Origin of the sequence: Apilactobacillus nanyangensis (genome assembly GCF_016861915.1) — a bacterium.
In the GTDB taxonomy this organism is placed as follows: domain Bacteria; phylum Bacillota; class Bacilli; order Lactobacillales; family Lactobacillaceae; genus Apilactobacillus; species Apilactobacillus nanyangensis.
Window position 1 is genome coordinate 1 of record NZ_BOLX01000002.1, and the last position, 19,645, is coordinate 19,645.

General features: G+C 35.6%; 19 protein-coding genes and 1 other annotated feature. Of the genes, 12 read left to right on the plus strand and 7 right to left on the minus strand.

The annotated features are described in order from the left end of the window. Positions 1–105 (plus strand): IS3 family transposase (locus tag JUD45_RS00315; RefSeq protein ID WP_138766370.1); only part of this gene is annotated, 105 nt, incomplete at its 5' end. 43 nt (positions 106–148) lie between these two features. On the opposite strand, the gene JUD45_RS00320 is transcribed toward JUD45_RS00315, so the two are convergent. Beyond that, positions 149–2,185: a KUP/HAK/KT family potassium transporter gene (locus JUD45_RS00320; protein ID WP_203619435.1), complete on the minus strand. Its 2,037-nt coding sequence runs from the start codon at positions 2,183–2,185 to the stop codon at positions 149–151. 161 nt (positions 2,186–2,346) lie between these two features. Between JUD45_RS00320 and JUD45_RS00325 the strand changes: the two genes are divergently transcribed. Beyond that, positions 2,347–3,447 (plus strand): SLC13 family permease, encoded by a 1,101-nt coding sequence (locus tag JUD45_RS00325; protein WP_187155694.1) that lies wholly within the window; start codon positions 2,347–2,349, stop codon positions 3,445–3,447. A 75-nt stretch (positions 3,448–3,522) separates the two neighbouring features. Continuing rightward, positions 3,523–4,308: a glucose-1-dehydrogenase gene (locus JUD45_RS00330; RefSeq protein WP_034535224.1), complete on the plus strand. Its 786-nt coding sequence runs from the start codon at positions 3,523–3,525 to the stop codon at positions 4,306–4,308. Between the two features lie 49 nt (positions 4,309–4,357). On the opposite strand, the gene JUD45_RS00335 is transcribed toward JUD45_RS00330, so the two are convergent. Next, a complete protein-coding gene (locus JUD45_RS00335; RefSeq protein WP_192043340.1) occupies positions 4,358–5,689 on the minus strand; it encodes an MFS transporter in 1,332 nt (443 codons plus the stop codon). A gap of 174 nt (positions 5,690–5,863) precedes the next feature. Between JUD45_RS00335 and JUD45_RS00340 the strand changes: the two genes are divergently transcribed. Continuing rightward, positions 5,864–6,754: a magnesium transporter CorA family protein gene (locus JUD45_RS00340; RefSeq protein ID WP_138726557.1), complete on the plus strand. Its 891-nt coding sequence runs from the start codon at positions 5,864–5,866 to the stop codon at positions 6,752–6,754. 238 nt (positions 6,755–6,992) lie between these two features. After that, positions 6,993–7,862, plus strand: coding sequence for a GRP family sugar transporter (locus JUD45_RS00345; protein WP_187155695.1), 870 nt, complete (start codon positions 6,993–6,995; stop codon positions 7,860–7,862). 53 nt (positions 7,863–7,915) lie between these two features. Here JUD45_RS00345 and JUD45_RS00350 read toward each other — a convergent pair whose 3' ends face one another. Beyond that, positions 7,916–8,422 (minus strand): HdeD family acid-resistance protein, encoded by a 507-nt coding sequence (locus JUD45_RS00350; RefSeq protein ID WP_203619436.1) that lies wholly within the window; start codon positions 8,420–8,422, stop codon positions 7,916–7,918. A gap of 176 nt (positions 8,423–8,598) precedes the next feature. Here JUD45_RS00350 and JUD45_RS00355 point away from each other — a divergent pair, with 176 nt between their 5' ends. Next, a complete protein-coding gene (locus tag JUD45_RS00355; protein WP_187155696.1) occupies positions 8,599–8,925 on the plus strand; it encodes a hypothetical protein in 327 nt (108 codons plus the stop codon). Positions 8,926–8,948: 23 nt separating this feature from the next. On the opposite strand, the gene asnS is transcribed toward JUD45_RS00355, so the two are convergent. Beyond that, positions 8,949–10,337, minus strand: a complete 1,389-nt coding sequence (gene asnS, locus JUD45_RS00360; protein ID WP_203619437.1) for an asparagine--tRNA ligase — start codon at positions 10,335–10,337, stop codon at positions 8,949–8,951. Between the two features lie 59 nt (positions 10,338–10,396). Further along, positions 10,397–10,605 (minus strand) — a binding site (T-box leader). A 159-nt stretch (positions 10,606–10,764) separates the two neighbouring features. Here asnS and JUD45_RS00365 point away from each other — a divergent pair. The 4 genes from JUD45_RS00365 to JUD45_RS00380 all read left to right on the plus strand — a co-directional run bounded on the left by JUD45_RS00365 (position 10,765) and on the right by JUD45_RS00380 (position 15,005). After that, entirely contained in the window at positions 10,765–11,157 is a 393-nt protein-coding gene (locus tag JUD45_RS00365; protein WP_203619438.1) for a tautomerase family protein, read from the plus strand. A 302-nt stretch (positions 11,158–11,459) separates the two neighbouring features. Continuing rightward, a complete protein-coding gene (locus tag JUD45_RS00370) occupies positions 11,460–12,422 on the plus strand; it encodes an NAD(P)H-quinone oxidoreductase (protein ID WP_203619439.1) in 963 nt (320 codons plus the stop codon). Positions 12,423–12,607: 185 nt separating this feature from the next. Then, complete coding sequence (locus JUD45_RS00375; protein ID WP_203619440.1) at positions 12,608–13,813, plus strand: GH25 family lysozyme; 1,206 nt, start codon at positions 12,608–12,610, stop codon at positions 13,811–13,813. Positions 13,814–14,075: 262 nt separating this feature from the next. Next, complete coding sequence (locus JUD45_RS00380; RefSeq protein ID WP_138766066.1) at positions 14,076–15,005, plus strand: hypothetical protein; 930 nt, start codon at positions 14,076–14,078, stop codon at positions 15,003–15,005. Between the two features lie 28 nt (positions 15,006–15,033). Here JUD45_RS00380 and JUD45_RS00385 read toward each other — a convergent pair whose 3' ends face one another. Together JUD45_RS00385 and serC are read right to left on the minus strand one after the other, a co-directional pair. Continuing rightward, a complete protein-coding gene (locus tag JUD45_RS00385; protein ID WP_203619441.1) occupies positions 15,034–16,191 on the minus strand; it encodes a phosphoglycerate dehydrogenase in 1,158 nt (385 codons plus the stop codon). 5 nt (positions 16,192–16,196) lie between these two features. Then, positions 16,197–17,267, minus strand: a complete 1,071-nt coding sequence (gene serC, locus JUD45_RS00390; protein WP_138726567.1) for a 3-phosphoserine/phosphohydroxythreonine transaminase — start codon at positions 17,265–17,267, stop codon at positions 16,197–16,199. A gap of 327 nt (positions 17,268–17,594) precedes the next feature. Here serC and JUD45_RS00395 point away from each other — a divergent pair, with 327 nt between their 5' ends. Both JUD45_RS00395 and JUD45_RS00400 read left to right on the plus strand, forming a co-directional pair. After that, positions 17,595–18,206 (plus strand): histidine phosphatase family protein, encoded by a 612-nt coding sequence (locus tag JUD45_RS00395; RefSeq protein WP_138726568.1) that lies wholly within the window; start codon positions 17,595–17,597, stop codon positions 18,204–18,206. Between the two features lie 450 nt (positions 18,207–18,656). Then, positions 18,657–19,190, plus strand: a complete 534-nt coding sequence (locus JUD45_RS00400; protein ID WP_138726569.1) for a YiiX/YebB-like N1pC/P60 family cysteine hydrolase — start codon at positions 18,657–18,659, stop codon at positions 19,188–19,190. Between the two features lie 25 nt (positions 19,191–19,215). Here JUD45_RS00400 and JUD45_RS00405 read toward each other — a convergent pair whose 3' ends face one another. Then, positions 19,216–19,590 (minus strand): hypothetical protein, encoded by a 375-nt coding sequence (locus JUD45_RS00405; RefSeq protein WP_138726570.1) that lies wholly within the window; start codon positions 19,588–19,590, stop codon positions 19,216–19,218. Between the last annotated feature and the right edge of the window lie 55 nt (positions 19,591–19,645).

Consider the following 19,645-nt stretch of genomic DNA (forward strand, 5'->3'; position numbering starts at 1 on the left):
GTTAAGGAATATATATCTTATTACAACAATTATCGTATAAAACAAAAACTGGGAGGAATGTCACCGGTTGAATACCGGATCAATTCCTCCCAGAAAATAGCATAACCATCTTCCAATTTTAGGGGTTCAGGTCAAAGTCCTTTTTATTTTATATGTTATGTCTTGTATGAATTGAGTGGTAAATCTTTCTTTGTACTAAATATTGATCATGTTGCATGGTAATAAATAGTGGAGAAGATTCTTCGATAACATTACTGAATTCCAAACCATACCATGAGATAGGGGAGGCAGTGATGTTTTGTAGGAAGATACGTCCGGAGATTAATTGTCTGTCAAAGGCATTGATTTCTGAGTTCAATGCTAAGTCAGATGGACGTTCGTTAATGATAACGAACTTGAAGTCTCCAACATTACCAGGTTTACCATTTGAAGTATACTTTTGTTTTTGTGGATCGATAACACCTTGTTTGATTAGGTAGTTAACAATTTGATGTAAGTAGATACTTACACTTTGTTGCTTTCTAAATCCAAGGTATAGTTGAACGTCAACAACGTTCTTAGTATCCAACAAGTCAACAGTATAGTTACTTTCATAAGGATTACTTGTTTCATTAACAGTAACGAACCAGTATACCTTAGCTCTCTTTGGTTCCTTGTCTAAGATTGAATACATTGTACTACGCTTGATTTGGTAGTCGTTCTTAATCTTAGTCATGTATACCAAGTTAGAAGTGTATAGCGGAATTGATTCGTCTTCACTCAAAGCAGATAGTTGATCTTTGTAGTGAGTAAGAGAAACATATTCGCTTTCCTTTTCGTAATGGTCACGACGCTTGTTACCGAAGTACCATAGAATCATGACGATAAGGATTGCACCCATGATGATTAGAGTTACGAAACCACCATGAACGAACTTAACAATACTTGCAATGAAGAATGTAAATTCGATTATTGCAAAGAATGCAGCGATGAAGAAAGCCCATAGTCTTCTCATCTTACCTGATAGGTATTCGAATAGAAGCACAGTAGTCATAAGCATAGTAATGGTAATTGCTAGACCATATGCTGATTCCATTCTTTCAGAACTACCAAATGACCAAACGACGATGAAAGTAACGATACATAGGAACCAGTTTACTGTTGAAATGTAAATTTGACTACGGACGTTACTTGGATGTCTAACAATCATTCGAGGTAAGAACTTAAGACCAATTGCCTCATCAACTAGAGTAAATGATCCAGTAATCAATGCTTGAGAAGCGATGATTGCGGCTAAAGCGGCAATTACGATTGCAAATCCACGAAGTGAATCAGGAAGCATTTCATAGAATGGGTTTAAGTTACTTAAGTTAGCAAATTGTGGGTTATGAGCATTGTTGATAACCCAAGCACCTTGTCCTAAGTAGTTCATGATTAGGGCAAAGTAAACAAATGGCCAAGTACCATAGATATTCTTCTTACCAACGTGACCCATGTCTGAATACAATGCTTCAGCACCTGTAGTTGCCAAGAAGATACTACCTAGGATGAAAATACCAGCTTTGTTAACAGGACTGAATAGAATTTCAATCGCAAATACTGGGTTAAATGCACCTAGAATGGCTGGATATTTTAGCAAGTTTACGATTCCCATTACAGCAAGGAATGTAAACCAGATAAACATCACAGGTCCGAATGAATTACCAATGATTCCAGTTCCAAATCTTTGGATAAGGAACAAAACCAAAAGTACACATGAAGTAATAATCAAGACGTTTTGTTGTGAATTACTAAATGAAATAGGACCAAAGTGTTGTCCTTTCAAACCTTCGAGAGCGGATGTTACAGAAACCGCAGGTGTTAAAGTACCATCGGCTAACAATGCCGCACCACCAATTAAGGCAGGCCAAACTAGCCATTTTGCCTTTCTTCTAACTAAGGCGAAGAGGGCGAAAATTCCACCTTCACCGTTGTTATCAGCACGCATTGTAATCAATACGTATTTAATTGTTGTAATCACCATTAATGTCCATATGATTAATGAAATTGATCCAATTATGTAGAATGGTTTAATGTTGGCCATTTTACCAGCATTACCGATAATTGAATTCATTACATATAGAGGTGAAGTACCAATATCACCATATACAATTCCTAAGGTGATTAGCATTCCCATAATGGAAATCTTATCAAATTTAGCTTTCATGACTAAATCCTCCAAAAGTAATTATGTAAAATTCACACATTGATAAAGTACAATTTACCACTTATTTAAGCTAGTTTAAAGAAAAATCTGAAAAACATTCCTTTAAATGTTAAATTATAGGTTAGTAACATGAATATTATTACCAGGACGGTGTACAAAAATTGATACGAACAATTTTCAAAAATATTATATCTGATACGGTATTAAGGATTGTGTTTGCAATCTTTTTAATCCTTTGGATATTTAAACCAATGAACATTAATGACATTGATTTAGACACCATCATAATCTTGTTTAACCTAATGTTAATCATCTCACTAGTTAAGCGAGCGAAGATTTTAGCTTATATAAGTAACTCGATTATAAACCATGTCCAAACAACACGCCAAATAACTGCTTATATTACAATTACATCTTTTGTGTTATCAATGTTTGTGACCAATGACGTTTCCATTATCACGTTAGTACCGTTATACCTATTAATTGCTAAAAAATTAAGATTACCACTAGTTTATCCAACAGTACTAATCACAATTGCTGCCAATTTAGGAAGTGCGTTTACACCAATTGGCAATCCGCAAAACGTCTTTTTAGTCGAGTTTTATCACATTTCGATTAAGACATTTTTCGCTAATTCGTTTGTTTTATTGATATTGGGATTACTATCATTGTTGGTTTTGATTCTATTAAGTGAAAATAAACAGCTACAAAAAACTGCAACTGAGTCAATTGAAGTCAATTTAATGCACCTACTAATGATTATAGGATTGTTTATCCTAGTCTTATTAGCGCAATTCTCTGTATTTTCGATTTGGCTAGATACGATCATCACGGTCGTAGTCGTTGAAATGTTTTCGCCTAAGAGCATTGCTGATGTTGATTACTCGTTGTTATTTTCATTTGTATTCTTTTTCTTGATTGTAGGGATGCTTAGTCGAATTGATTTAATCGTTGCGTTAATTCATCAATTCATGGATAACAGGGTTCATACCTATATCACTTCAATTATAACTAGTCAGTTCATCAGTAATGTTCCATCAGCGGTTCTATTGTCCAAATTTTCTGCTGATTTTACTTCTATTTATTATGGAGTGTCGATTGGCGGTTTAGGGACGTTAGTTGCCTCATTAGCCAATTTATTAGCTTATAAACAAATATCACTTAACGCACCCCATGTAAGTGGTAACTTCTTAAAACAATTTACTTTAATCAATATAATATTATTGTTAGTGTTGTCATTGTTAAAGATTATCTTAATTTAAGTTCAGAAAATTTCATTTTGATATATTTGTGTCATAATTGAAAACAAGGAATTCTTTTTGAAAGGAATGATTTTAATGTACACAGATTTAAATGGAAAGGTAGCAGTAGTTACTGGTGCCTCAAAGGGAATTGGTAAGGCCATTGCACTTCGCTTGGCACAAGAACACATGAAGTTAGTTTTCAACTATCATTCAGATCAAAATGGGGCACAGGAAGCTGTTGATCAAATCCGTGAAAATGGTGGTGACGCAGTTGCTGTTCAAGCTGATGTTTCAAAAGAAGAAGATGTCAACAAGTTAGTTAAGACAGCTGTTGAAGAATTTGGTGATATGGATTTATTCATCAACAATGCTGGAATGGAAAAAGAAACACCAACTCACAAGTTAGCTCTTGAAGATTGGAAACGAGTAATTGATGTTAACCTAACTGGTACATTTTTAGGTACTAAGGCTGCATTGAATTACTTCTTAGATCATAAACGTGAAGGAAACATTATTAACATGTCTTCAGTTCACCAATTGATTTCATGGCCACACTTTGCAGATTACGCTGCATCTAAGGGTGGTAGCAAACTATTCACTGAAACAGTTGCTAAGGAATATGCTGAACAAGGCATTCGTGTGAACGGAATTGCTCCTGGTGCAATTAACACACCAATCAATGCTAAGAAGTTCGCAGATCCAGAATTATACGCACAAACAGCTGAATTAGTTCCAATGAATCGTATTGGTAAACCAGAAGAAGTAGCTGCAGCTGCTGCATGGTTAGCTTCAACTGAATCATCATACGTAACTGGGGAAACCATTTATGTTGATGGTGGTATGAAACTATACCCTGAATTTAAAGAAGGTCGTGGATAAAATTCCACAAAAAAAGATGGTATCAAACTGATACCATCTTTTTTTATTTTTATAATGCTTTGCTTCCGAAATCACGAGGTTGAATGAACACTTCGATGATTGGATATAACATTAGGATTCCTAAGAAGATAAATCCATATTCGTATGCGGTATTAACACTAACAAAACTAGATAGTGCTGATACAACCACGGTGATTAATGAAACTCCCAAACCTTGTGCCATGGTTTGTAATACAGAACTTAATGTATTAGCTGAGTTTCTTTCATCCATTGGAATTTCAGAGAAGGTAACGGCGTTGTAGCAGGTAAGTGCTAGTGAACGACCACAACCTGAAATAAATGCTAGACCGGCAATAATGAAACCGATTGTAGTGGGTTGAATCCATGCCAGTGCAGCAGTACTGATTCCAACAGTAAATAATGCTATTAATAATGAAGCTTTGTACTTAATATGTCTGATAATTACGTTGGTAAATGGCTTGATACCAATGTTTCCGATGAAAACGAAAATGACATAGTATCCAGCAACCAATGCTGACCAGTGGAATACCGTTTGTAAGTACACTGTTAATAGGTAAGGAAGGGCACCAACAGATAACCATAGGAAGGTTCCACCGGTTTGATAGATTCTAAATGAGCTGACCTTTAGGGCCTTGATATCAAATAGCGGGTTATCCACATGTGATAAATGATGACCAACCACTAGAATCATTAATAGACCGATTAATACCAAGATACCAGCTGTAGGCCAGTATTCTCTACCATATGTGGCGATTTCAGCTCCGATTAGGATGAATCCAGATGAGATGGCGATTTCGATAAAACCTAAGAAATCAAACTTAGTTCTGCTCTTTTGCGTATCTTTTTCAACTAATTTAATACCGATAATAATCGCTAATAGGCCAATTGGAACATTGATTAGGAAAATCCATTGCCAAGTAAGATACTTAACGAAGAATCCACCAATGATAGGAGCAATCGCAGGAGCGATTAATGCAGGCCATACCAAGTAGTTAGCCATTCTAAGTAGTTGATTTGATGGTGTCTTTTCCAACATGATTAATCGAGCGGTAGGAGTCATTAATGATCCGGCAAAACCTTGGATAAAACGACTCGCTAATAGGAATGAGAAGGTTGGGGCAACAGCATCACCTAATGAACTTAATACGAATAATAAAGTTGCCAATAACCAAGCGTTCTTTTTACCAATTCGTTTGGCAATCCATCCACTTAATGGAATGAAGATGGCCATGGTAATAAAGTAGATACTTACCGTTAATGAAAGTGAAGAAGTTGGAACATTTAGACTTCTTCCAATATATGGTAAGGCGGTTGTTACGATTGTCGCATCTAGAAATTGCATGAATAAACTAGAAGCCATTAATAGCGCGACTTTGATATAATTGCTGATAATAAATCAGTTCCTTTCCTATATTTATACTTAAAAAAGTATATCATAAATTTTTTTTAAGATTAATGTAATGATTTGACTGAAGAAAGTGATACTGGAATAATAAAAATATGTTGACGTACGTAATAAAAGGGGGCAATTGAATTGATTAAAATTCATCAACTAACTGATTCAACATGGGTTGAAATGGTCGATGCGAACACCAAAGAAGTTGTTGAAACCATCGATGAATACAAGCTACCAAATATCCTAAAAGGGTATATGTTAGATGCCCATGAACATTCTCGTTTCGAATATGACCCAGTCAAGAAGTACTCTGTCATGATTATGCGCGCGCTAATTAGTGGACAAGATGAAAATGTACAAACTTCACCTGTGGTCATTGCTTTTACAAATGATTTAATTATCACTAAGAGTGATTCTAGATACCGTATCAAACAAGAAACTAGATGTAATAAGTTTGACATGGTATTTAACATGCTACAAAGAATTAATAAGCCATACATGAATAAGCTAGATCAAATCAACGAATCTGTTGAAAATCTACAAAATAAACGTAGTAAGAATAGCGTTAATAATCGTCATTTGAACGAAATCGCAATTCTAAAGAATGACTTGGTATATCTAAAGACAGCTACAGCTGCCAATATCATGTCAATTAATCAACTACAAAAATCTAGTGATAACTTTGAAATTCCAATCTCATTTAACCAACGTCAAGATCAACACATCGATGACGTCGCCGTTGAATATGAAGAAAGTAAGTACATGTTTGATGTGCTAGACGAAATTGTTAGTCAAATCGAAGATACATACAGTAACATCATCAATAACAACCTAAACGATGTTATGAAGGTGTTGACTGTTTGGTCATTGATTCTAGCAATTCCACCAATCATTAGTGGGTTCTATGGGATGAACGTTAACGTCTTACCATTCGCTAATAGCAGTTGGTCATGGTTCTTCACACTAGTTATCACCGTAGTGATTATCTACTGGATGATTTACTACTTAAAAAAACATCACGACTTATAGAATACTAAGCCGATTATGTCTTGCATAGTGGGCTTTTTATTTGCATTAACATAGGAAATGATAAGAGTTATTAAGAAAAAGTAAAATTGAAAATTTCTTAATGTAAGCGCTTTACTATGTATTAGAATAAATGTATAATGAAAAATGTTAAATGGTGGAGTAAACACTTTAGTTATGCTTCATTAAAAATAAAATTGATATTATAATTACAATTAGAGTATAAAAAGGAAGTGTTAAGATGGATATCTTAATCGGAATATTACCCGCTCTTCTATGGGGGGTAGGACCACTAATCGCTACCAAGTTTGGTGGTAAACCTGTTGAACAAGTGTTAGGAACTGGATATGGTCAATTAGCAATCGGTATTATCATCTACCTATTTACTAGACCTGCCATTTCATTCCAAGAATTCCTATGGCCATTTTTAGGTGGGGTTGCATGGGCAGTTGCTCAATACATGCAATTCAGCTCATTCACTAAGTTGAATGTTTCTACTGCAATGCCTATCTCAACTGGTCTTCAATTAATTGAAATTCCACTTTGTGGGGTTATCTTCTTCGGTGAATGGGGTTCACCATTAGCCAAGTTAATCGGTTTCCTAAGTATTGCACTATTAATTCTAGGAACTACTTGTACCAGTTACGTGGATAAGGGTGTTGTTAGAAAGAAACTTGATTACAAGGCTGGTATGCCACTATTAATCATCGGATCATTTGGTTACACTGCATGTTCAGTATTCCCAAGAATTACTAATGCTTCTGGATTAGTTGGATTACTACCACAAACATTCGGTATGTTCTTAGGTGCTGTTATCGTTACATTTGTATTGAACGGTAAAGAAGCATTTGGTTACCTAAAATCAAAGGTTACATTCAAGAGTGGAATCATTGGTTTACTAGGAGGACTAGGTACTCTAGCATACCTAACTTCATTGAAGTTAAACGGTGTCGCTAACGCATTCCCATTAACTCAAATGAACGTTGTTGTTTCAACTTTAGGTGGATTAATTATCCTAAAGGAAAACAAAAACAAAAAAGAAATCATCTTCACAGTTATCGGTTTATTAATGATTGTGGTTGCGGCAGTCTTAATCGGTCACTTAGAATAATTAAACATACAAAAAAGACCTGCCAGTTTGTGGCAGGTCTTTTTTTATTGGATTTAAATTGAATGAACGATCATTAAAATTCCGCTCACTAGGAAGAAAATTCCAACCAAGAAAGCAACTGATAGAGCAGATGCTACTGGAGAAATTAGTAATAAAATACCAACGATTACACCTAGGATAGCAAAGAATACATCCATAACGTAGTAACCATGGCTAATGTTTTTAACGTATTTTGCAAGTGATAATGCAGTTAGTGAGTCCAGAATGAACATAATTGCAAAGAAGATTGCAATGTATAACATTCCGAATGCACCGTTGAATAGCATTAAGAAACCGATTAAGATGTCCAAAATACTATTAAAAATGATCCAACCCTTTGAGTCGAAAATATCAGTCATATGGGTAAGCTTGAAGATACCTCTAATGATTGAGAATATCGCAACGATAAGTACAACAGTACTAAATGCTACATCAGGTCTAGAAACTGAAATAATTCCAGCGATTACACCTAAAATACCGACGATAAATGAGAATGGATCAAATTCATTGATTCTATTCATGAATTTCACCTCTTTTAGTTGACTTATCTTAATTATAATTCAAAGCGGTATCGTGAAATCATTTTGGCGTATAATTTAAAGAATTTTTAACGTTTACATTGAAAAGCTTAATCATTTTAAACTATTGTGAATCATCGGTATAATTAAGGGTATTAAAGACGATTGAGGGAGAAACAATGAGTAGGATAATTACTGTTTTAGAACGGCATAAAAATCTGATCAAGGTTAAGTTTAGAGGGGAGTTCGGCTACTTCTTTCCAGAAACAAACCTAGTTAATAAAGAAGCAAAGGTGGAAACATTCGTTGACGCTGAGAAGGCACTCGCTGACAGTCTAAAAGAGGACAATGATCAATTAATCATGGTTCCGCGTGGATTTGATGTCGATGATTTACTATTCATCGTTCAAGCCATCTCAAAAGAAGAAATCAAAGCGGGTAACGAGGGTGATTTAGGAATTTTTGAAATTAACCCCGATGGCAAAATAAAAAGACAGGCAGAATGATCTGCTTGTCTTTTTTAAACTTATTAGAATTTAGCGCTACCTGGTTCACGTGGGAATGGGATAACGTCTCTGATGTTTTCCATACCAGTAACGTACATAACTAGACGTTCGAAACCAATACCGAAACCGGAATGCTTGATTTCACCGTACTTACGTAGGTCTTCGTACCAGTCGTATTCTTCTGGGTTTAAGTCAAATTCTTTGATCTTATCGTTTAAGACGTCGTAACGTTCTTCACGTTCACTACCACCAACGATTTCACCGATACCTGGTACTAAACAGTCAGCAGCGGCAACGGTCTTACCATCGTCGTTATCACGCATGTAGAATGCTTTGATATCTCTTGGGTAATCAGTTAAGAAAGTAGGGCGTTTGTAGACATCTTCACACAAGTATCTTTCGTGTTCTGATTGTAAATCAATTCCCCATTCAACTGGAACTTTGAATTCTACATCTGCATCTTGAAGTAACTTAACGGCGTCAGTGTAAGTAACACGGGCGAAGTCTTCGCTAGCAGTCTTTTGTAGTTTTTCGATTAGACCTGGTTTAACGTTTTCATCCAAGAATTCTAGTTCATCTTTAGCATAATCTAAAACGTAGTTGATAACGTATTTTAGTAATCCTTCAGCGACATCCATCATACCTGGTAGGCGAGTGTATGCCATATCTGGTTCAATCATCCAGAATTCTGAAGCATGACGAGGAGTGTGTGAGTTTTCAGCTCTAAAAGTAGGACCGAAAGTGTACACATTCTTGAATGCCATAGTGAATGCTTCTTCAGGAAGTTGACCACTAACAGTTAGGTTAGTTTCAGTCTTGAAGAAGTCCTTTGAGTTGTCTACGTGACCTTGATCATCCTTTGGAAGGTTGTCCATGTCCATAGTTGTAACTCTGAACATTTCACCAGCACCTTCAGTATCACTACTTGTGATGATTGGGGTGTTAACGTAAACGAAATCGTTGTGTTGTAGGTATTCGTGAACTGCAAATGCAGCTAATGAACGAATTCTAAATACTGAGTAGAAAGTATTAGTACGTGGACGCAAGTGAGCGATAGTACGTAGGAATTCGTAAGAAGTCTTTTTCTTTTGTAGAGGGTAGTCAGAGTCTGAACGACCAACTAGTTCTACTTTTTCTCCATGAACTTCAAAAGGTTGAGGTGCATCTGGAGTCTTCACAAAGGCACCTTCAACAGTAATTGTTGAAGCGATTGGAAGTTTGCTGATTTGTTCAAAGTTTTCGTTACTCTTTTTAACGATAATTTGAGCACTCTTGAAGCATGAACCATCGTTTAATTCGATAAAACTAATGTTTTTTGAACCACGAATGGTCTTAATTGAACCTTCAAGAAAAACTGTTGTGTTATCTTCTAGATCTTTAGTGTATAGATCCTTAACACTAAGTTGTGTCATGTGATTCACGCCTTTCCGTAAACTATAAATATCGGTAAATAAAAAACTTCCGCCCCAAAAATTAGGACGAAAGTTCCGCGGTACCACCTAAAGTGCCTATAAATAGGCCACTCAATCAAATAACGCTTTGATGTGCGTTCGTTTCTACTAAAGATTCAAAACGAAAACAAATAGGTGTTATTCATTGATGAAAGTATTATTAAGCTCTCACTATCCTTAACTCGCTGATAAGATTCATCAACTACTCATCCGTATTTATAGTTCTATCATATTAACTATTTTTCACATTTAAATATTACCACTATTTTGACATTAATTACAATATAAAAGTAGGTCAATCATAAAAAAGCGTATTGATTGCATTAGATATGTACATATTGGATAATAGTTTCATTAAATAACTTATTTTATGTAAGGGGAAATCGAAATGCCAAAAATGAATATTGATGTAATCAAAGGTCATGACCGTGATTACTTAAAACAACTAATGGATATCTCATACCATGTAATGTTAGATTGCTTTGGTGCTCCAGATGGAGATAGATATCAAATCCTAACTCAACATGAAGACTTTGAAATGAACATCTTAGATACTGGTTTAGGCTTTGATCGTACTAATGACGTTGTCGTATTTAGTCTTACTACCAGACCAAGAACTAAGGAACAAAAGTTGAAATTCTACCATGATTTAGCTGAACAACTAGAAGACAAGCTAGGCATCAAGAAAACCGATTTAGTGATTAACCTAACTACCAATACTGATGAAGATTGGAGTTTTGGAAACGGTGTCGCTCAATTTATTGATGGTCAACTAAAATAAAAAAGTGCGGTTATTGAGCCGCACTTTTTATGTAGAGTTAGTTTGTAAGTTAAGATAACAAGCTGAGTTGAAAAGGTGTATCAAGTTATCAGCTTCAAGTCGATAATAGCACGATGTAGCGGCATCGTTAACTAAAAGTTTAGTAACAAAATTAATATACACCAGTTAAAGTATTAAACGAAATGATCTTAATTTAATCGAAGGGTTAAAAGTAACTAATATATTTTTTTAGAAACTAGTAAATACACTGATTAGACACATTGTCTATCTTAAATGAAAATAAAAGAGTGAGGTTTATATATATGAAAGTGGTTAATATTGCCAGCGCAAAAAAATCTAATTCATTAGTTGATGCACCGATGCCGGAACTAAAAGCAGGTGAAGTTTTGGTAAAGATTAGAGCAGTCGGCGTCAATCATGTTGATCTTATGTGGTCGGATCAAAAGGTTAAACCAGACGATACCGTTTTAGGCCTTGAAATGGCTGGTGATGTCGTCGACGGAAATAATACTAAGTATAATGAAGGAACTCGTGTAATGGGATTAATCGATAATGGCGGATATGCCGAATACATCGCCGTTTCAGCTGATCGCTTGATGCCAATTCCAGATAACATCGATTACAAACATGCTGCCACGATTCCAGAAAGCTTCCTAACAGCTTATCAAACTCTATTTACCATCGGGAACCTACAAGACAATCAAACCGTATTAATTCATGCTGGTGCTAGTGGCGTGGGAACTGCAGCAATTCAATTGGTTAAACAACTTACCAAAGCAACTGTTATTACGACTTCAAGTACCAAGAAGACATCAATTTGTTTAGATTACGGTGCTGATTATGCAATTGACTACCGTCATAGCGACTTCGCTGAAGAGGTTCCAAGAATTACCGCTGGTCATGGGGCGGACTTAATCTTAGATTTTATTGGTGCCGGTTACTATCAACAAAACATTCAATCAGTGGCAATGGATGGCCAAATTATCCTGATTGGTAACCTTGGTGGAAGTGAAATTAAAGACGTTAATATCATGGATATTATCGGAAAGAGAATATCAATTACTGGAACCTTATTGTCACCTCGAAGTAACGAGTACAAGGATCGACTAATCAGTGATTTCAGTAATGATGTTTATGACTTATTAGCCGATGATAAAATCAAATTGCATGTTAGCAATGAGTTTGATCTATCCGAGTCACAACGAGCATTAACATGTATGCGTGAGAAACAAAATACAGGTAAAATCATTTTAAATGTTAAGTAAAAAAGGCGCCTAATAGGCGCCTTTTTTGTTGTTTTTAAAAATGTCAAGATTAAAAATTTTACAATTTGTAACCAAATATTTAATAATTTGTAAAGAAATTGGGGGAAATTGTAACTTGTGTATAGCATTCTTGCAATATTTAGATTGTACAATGTAGTTAATCATAGTTGTTAAAGGATGAGAATATGTATAAGTTAAAATATTTATTGATGAGTTTTGGGGTCGCGTTAATCGGGGTATTGTGTATTTCCTTCACTGCTGTGAAGAGTAATGCCGTTTCTAATAACGTTTACGATTTGTCTGAATGGCAAGGAACTTTTACCGACGACCAAGTCAAGACATTGAAGAATGAAGTCCCATTCGTTATTCTTCGTGTTCAATTTGGGAGTGCCTACCATGATAAGACCTTTGCCCATAACGTTGCTTTAATGAAGAAGTATGGTGTTCCATATGGGGTATATTCATTTAGTCAATATACCAGTCCTTCAGATGCAGCAAGTGAAGCAAAGACATTATACAGTCGTGCTCCAGAAGCTAAATTCTACGTTAACGATTATGAACAACAAACTGTTAAGTCAGGTGGAACTAATGCAGCTACCAAAGCATGGGTTGAGGCTTTGAGACCACTAGTTGGAAATAGAAAGATTCTTTTCTATTCCTACCAAAGTTTCATGCTTACTCACGCCGCAGAAGCAGTTAGTTCATATGATGGATACTGGTTAGCAGCTTACCAAACAAATGAACCACAAAGAGAACATGTTTTATGGCAATACACAGATCATTTCTATTCTCCAGCATTGAACCAATATGTTGATGCGAGTGTATTAACACAAAAGAATAGTTCTTGGTTTATTGATGAAGCAAATGAAAACAAGAAGCCAAGTAAACCAAGTAAGCCTAAGTCCAATGTGACATACACAAAGGAAAGCAAGGAAATGACAATGAAGTCTGCTGAAAAGTATAACTTCTATAACCATGTTCCTGGAAATAATCACTTTAGTGGACTTCACAGAACCCACTATGGTCACACATTCCATGGCAAGAATGTTACGGTAGATATGAAGGCAACCATTAATGGTCGTACTTATTACCGTGTACACGAAAATGGTAAGCTATTGGGCTGGATTAACCAAAATGGATTAGGCCCACACATTAGCTATTCAAAAGTTAACATGCACAAAAAAGTTAAAAGAAATAGCCACTACAGATTCTACAACCACGTTACTGGAAGCCACTTTGCTAATATCAGAGTGACTGCAACAGGACATCAATACGCTGGCAAGACAGTCCACATTACTGGCCGTGCAACTAAAGATGGTTGGAAGAGTCATTACTACAAGTGCTATTACAAAGGTAAATTGATTGGTTGGATTTACCAACGTGGAATTTAATAAATAAAAAGACATCGCTTAATGCGATGTCTTTTTTGTACATAATTTATAAATAATTTTAAAAAGTTTTAAACTTTTTTGATTGGAAAAATGTATAAAAAATAATAGTAATCACTACTAAAATGTTATTCATGCAGCCGTTTTTATAATTAATATATAAAAGACACGATTTTTCTTAAGCAAAAATTTACCTTTTTACACCTTTCTTAATCTTATTAAATATTATATAATCTTTAGCATAGTCTTAAGAAAAAATTAAGAAATGAAAAAAAGGGGGGCAAAATTTATTCTACCACTTAGAAAAATCTTGAAGACACTAATGGTCGCGGGAATTGTTTCTTCCGGTTTGATGATGGCCAATACACAACACGCAAATGCTGAGTCTACCTTAAATGGAAAGACTCAAGTAAGCGTAAAGAGAGACACTAAATTATATAACACACATAAAATTAAAAAAATTAAATCAAAATCTGCTAAAAAGTACTTCGGTAAAGAAAGACTTTATGAGAAAAAAGTAGCTAAGGTTAAAAAAATAACATATAAACTAGTTCAGACTAGAAATGGTAAAAAGTCAGGTTGGTTGAAGTCTTCCGACCTATACGTTGTGAAAAGAAAGGTGACTACCAAACCAACATTCCAACTAACACCTCGTATTGGTAATGATGATGAATTTGACAATGCTAGTTTAACTCAACTATCTGATTCACAAATCAAAACTAGTATCAGAAACAAGTTTGTAAACTTTGTTCAAGGCCAAAGAAGAAAAACTAGAAATGGCTCATGGATTTCAAGTAGTGGATTAGATAAGGTGGCGCAAGAACGTGCCGACTATGTTGATCCAACAATGGGGGAAGCATCACATTACACTACCAGAAATGGTAAACGTCATCGTCAAGAAGCTGCCATTTTGGACGGTCAAAGAATGGGAATTGTTAGGAACCAAAATGACATCTACGAATCAAACGGTTATGCCACATTAGATAAGAACTACTACCATATTTCAGACTATGTGGGATACTTTAACGAAATGATTACTAATGATGGTGCTTCTGGTGACAGCCATAAAGCTCAATTATTAGGTAATGAAGGCGATGGACTAAGATACTACGGAATTGGTCTAAGGGTGATTAGAACTGATTATACTGTTCAAGTAAACATCGTAATCCTATCTGCTGATACTAAATACAAATAAAAAGGAAACCCTTTGAGGTTTCCTTTTTTTATTTGCGTTTGATAACGCGAACTCGAATCACTTCGTTGATTGATTGTAAATCATTTAATAATTTCTCAGTGGGTTCGTCACAAAAATCGACCATTGTGTAAGCCATCTCGCCTTTAGCACCATTACTCATTTGATTGATGTTAAAGTTGTTGTCAGCTGCCTTGGTAGCGATTTGTCCGACCATGTTTGGAATGTTCTTATGAATTATGGTGATTCGATAAGGTGAATGCATTGAAACGTTCATGTTTGGTAAGTTCAATGATTGTGATAGGTTCCCCGTTTCTAGGTAGCGTTGGATAATTTTGGCACCTCTGACGGCACCATTTCCTTCAGCCTCAACGGTTGATCCACCGATGTGTGGGGTAATGACGACATCTTCGCGATTCATTAAGACATCATCACCGAAGTCGGTAATATATGAAGCAACCTTACCTTCGTCTAAAGCATCGACAACGGCCTTGTTGTTAACGATTCCTAGACGAGCGTAGTTTAGAATGCTTACGCCGTCCTTCATTTTCTTGATTAATTCGGCATCAATTATGTCTGTAGTTTCATCGTTTTTTGGAACATGGACAGTGACGATGTCAGCATCCTTGATTGCATCTTCTAAAGTGTTGGCACGAGTAATATCACTTTCAATGCGCCATGCTGCATCTGATGATAAGTAGGGGTCGTATCCGACGACGTCCATGCCTAAATCGTTAGCGGCATTGGCTACCAATGAACCGACATGACCTAAACCAATCACAGCTAAGGTCTTATCTCTAATTTCGGTACCTTTAAAACGCGGGTCGATTTTCTTCATCTTTGAGATATCAGCATGTAAGTTGTTAGCTGAGAAGTTCGCTACGGGGAATAGGTGACGAACGGATGCGATAATCATTGATAGGACGACTTCCTTAACGGCATTGGCATTACTTCCAGGAGTGTTGAAAGCAGCAATTCCTAATTCTGATAGTCTATCGATAGGAAGGTTATTAAAACCAGCACCGGCTCTGACGATTACCTTCAAGTTTTCCGGGAATTCAGCATCTAACATGTTGGCGGATCTAATTAGGTAGGCGTCTGGATTGTCGCTTTGGTTAATTTGGTATTTATCACTGAATTTATCTAAACCATCCTGTGAAATGGCATTAAAAGTTTTAACGTTATACATAATTATTACCCCCGAGTTTGTTCGAATTTAGTTAGGACATCAATTAGTTTTCCAACACCTTCGACTGGCATTGCATTGTATAGACTGGCACGAAGACCGCCGATACTTCTGTGACCCTTTAGACTGATTAAGTCGTGGTTGGATGCAAAATCGACAAATTGTGCGTCTAAGTCATCGTCATTGGTAGTGAAAACGATGTTGGTGTATGAGCGTTCCTCTTTTTTAACGTTGTTATGGAATAGTTTTGATTGATCTAGATAGTCATATAGCATGGCACTCTTTTGTTGGTCTTGTTTTTCCATTGCAGGAATACCACCATTATCTAATAGCCATTGAGTAGTTAGTTTGGCCGCATAGATAGGGAATACCGGTGGAGTGTTGAACATTGAGTTCTTCTTGGCGTAGGATTCGTAGTTTAGAATCGTTGGAATATGTTTGGCTGGATCGATTAAATCATCTCTTACAATGACGATTGTTAGACCAGCAGGGGCCAAGTTCTTTTGTGCACCCGCAAAGATAAGGCCAAAGTCATTGACGTCGTATTGTTCAGCCATGAAGTTGGATGACATATCACCAACTAATGGAATGTCTTTGACGTTTGGCAAATGATTGGGATGGTATGTAGAGCCTTCAATCGTGTTGTTGATGGTTACATGCAAGTAATCATAAAGTTGTTCATCAAAGTTTTCATTAGGATATGGAAGTTGACCATCGTTTTTGATGACGTCAATTCCATAGCCTAGTTGTTCAGCTTCTTGATAGGCCTTCTTGTTCCAGTGGCCACTATCTAAAAAGGCGATGTTTTCTCTGTGGTTAGCTAAGTTCAAAGGCACGGCCGCAAATTGACCGGTTCCACCACCTTGGCAGAAAAGAATATGGTAGTTATCAGGGACATGCATCAAGTCCTTGATATTTTGCTTAGCGTCATTTAATACATTTTCAAACAGGGTGCTACGGTGTGAAATCTCCAAAATACTCATGCCACTATCGTCAAATGATGGCAACTCACGTTGAATCTGATCAATAACTGGTTTCGGCATTATTGCTGGACCAGCTGAAAAATTATATACAGTCACAATTCTCACTCCCAAAAATAGATTAAACGAAATAAAAAAGCCCCACAGAGACAGTTCTGTGGGGCCACTAAGTTCAGGTGTATTGTCTTTTAGACCCCACAAAATGTTAACCATCTATGCAGGGCGCAAGTTTCGTATAAATAGGCCTACATAAATGGATGTGTAGACCAGGAAGAGACAATTAAATTATTAATATTTGTATTCTTTAACATTTTAATTACCTCCTCCTTTAATTTAACCAAATTCTAACACACATATAATAATTTGGAAACAAAAATGTTATAATAAATCAAAATATACGTGTTTTATTGAAAGGAGAGTTTTATTTTGACTGAGTTTTATTTTGTTCGCCATGGTAAAACATTCGCCAATCAACAGGGGTTAAAACAGGGAACGATTAACTCTGAAATTACCTATTTATCTGACTTAGGTAAGCAACAAGCAAAGCATTTACATGATCATTTTGATGTTAGTTTTGCTGATAAAATTTACGTTAGTCCGCTTCAAAGAACGTTAGATACTGCCGATTATTTAAATGAGGGAGTGGGCTTACCAATCGAAAAAGACGAACGTTTGCTAGAAATTTCATATGGTAAGTGGGATGGTCAATCCAATGCTGAATTAATGAGAACATATACGGAAGTGTTTGATGAAGAACTAAAGGATGTATTGCCTAGTTATGCACCACTTGCTGATGGAGAAACCTTCGAACACGTCGAAAATCGTGTCAGCGAGTTCATGGAAGAGATTTCTTCCAAGTATCCGGAAGGTAAGTTTATTCTGGTATCACACGGTTTTACTGTTAAGTCAGCCATGTTAGTCGCACTGAAACAACAAGATGATCCGATGTCGGTGATTGAACCAGATAACACATCCGTGACAAAGATTAGATTAAAAAACAATCAATACTATGTGGATTACTTTAACCGTATGTATTAAAAAAAGAGCCGATATGGCTCTTTTTATTCAAACGTTTATTGTAATCTGAATTGTTAATATAATTGTGGAAAGTGATACGATAATTGTCTCATTAAATGGGAACTGACTTGCTAGTCCGATTATAAAGACTTCTATCAGTAAGATGATGAAAGAAGCTAATAATAGCTTCTTCTTATTTGCTGAAATAAAAGTAAAAATAATCTGAAATAAGTTGATAAATGTAATCAGCACTCCTAACAAAATGGTGTGCTGATTGGTGTTATCCCCAATAATTAATGGTAAAGCTATGTATGTAAATGTGAATAGGTTAATAAATGATCCGATGAGTTGGAACCCACCTGCAACAACATCTTTACGAATCTTTTTTCACTTCCTTCTATTAATATCAATCCTCATAAAACTACCAAAAATTTTAACATTCAAAAATTAAAAAAAAGAAAGAATTTAACTATGAAAAATGCTGATTTATTACTGATTGAACCAAAGAAAGATGATTTTTCTAACTTAATTGCTAATACAACTGCGATTAAACATTATTATTCACATGTGGCAATCGTTTACGTTGATCATGGAAACGCTTATGTGATTCATGCTGTTCCTAATTGCGGAGTACTTAAACAGAGTTTGGACGAATTTTTATTCAATCGAGAAACTCAAAGAATCGACTTGTATCGAGTTACTACAGATATTGATAGTGATGTAGTAATTAATCGTGCTAAAAAGGTGATTGGAAAGCCTTATAATAATCTCTTTTTAAATCACTATGATAGTTTTTACTGTTCACAATTAGTTACATATGCTTTTGAACTAGAGAATTTTTTTCACTTAACCCCATTACGTTTTGGTCAAAATGGTGAAATCGATGCTAAGTGGGTTAATTATTATCAAGAGTACGAAAGAAATGTGCCAATTGATGAAATCGGAAGTAGTCCGAATTCATTGGTTGAGTCTAACATGATTAGGTTAATTAAACATATCCAATAAAAAAGAAGCCATTACGGCTTCTTTTTTATAGTTTTGGGAAATCTTTCATATCAAATAGTTGATGCTCACGGATTGTATTGTAGGTTTCACTATACCAAGCTCTTTCCATGTGTGCTTCTTTAATTTCCGGGAAATTATTTAATAACGTTTGATTAGATTCCTCGACATTATCATTTTCGTAGAAGAAAAAATCGACCATCCAATCATAGATGCATCCGGGGATGATGTCATAGATTTTAAATGCTGCCATTTTGTATTCATCATCACTAATTTCTTGATACTTATTGTCGGCGCCCTTTTTATAAACTGTTTCCAAATCATCTATATCCAGATCTTCTTTTGAATCCTTGATATCGTATGCATAGTAGAAATCGAATTCATTTTCTAAATAATTTAACAAAGAGTCGGTGAGCTCATTTGCATAGTAGACTAAATGAGAAAGATAATCTTTGTAA